Origin of the sequence: Streptomyces sp. BE20 (assembly GCF_036322525.1) — a bacterium.
Classification (GTDB): domain Bacteria; phylum Actinomycetota; class Actinomycetes; order Streptomycetales; family Streptomycetaceae; genus Kitasatospora.
In genome coordinates this window covers 1-380 of the sequence record NZ_JAQYWW010000768.1, presented here as the reverse complement: position 1 = coordinate 380, position 380 = coordinate 1, and the positions used below count along the sequence as shown (strand labels likewise).

1 pseudogene is annotated in these 380 nt (G+C 68.9%); it reads left to right on the top strand.

Features of this window, described 5'->3' with window-relative positions:
* Positions 1-380: pseudogene (locus tag PUR61_RS16555) on the top strand (hypothetical protein); the annotation flags it as partial.

Genomic DNA, 380 nt, shown 5'->3' with positions numbered 1-380 from the left:
GTGGGGGGTGTGGTGTTGGGTGTTTTTTTTTGTGGTGTGTTTTTTTTTTTTTTGTTGTGTTTGGTGTTGTTGGTTTGGGTGGTGTGGGTTGTGGGGGGGGGGGGTGGGGGGGGGGGGGGGGTTGGGGGGGCGTGGCCGGGGCGGGGGGGTGGGCGCGCTGGGGTGGCCTGCGGCGCCCCCCGAGAACTACACTGCAGTGCACACTCTTCCCCACCACGCCGCTCTTCCGATCTGGATCACCGACGACCGCGTCAAGGCTTTCCAGGTCCTCGCCGTCGGCGGCCGTGCGGTGAAGGCGGCGGCCGAGGCGGCCCTCAGGACCGGCAGCCCCGAGGCGGTCCGCAAGTTCCTCGCCGAGGGCCAGCACACGGCCCGCGCCG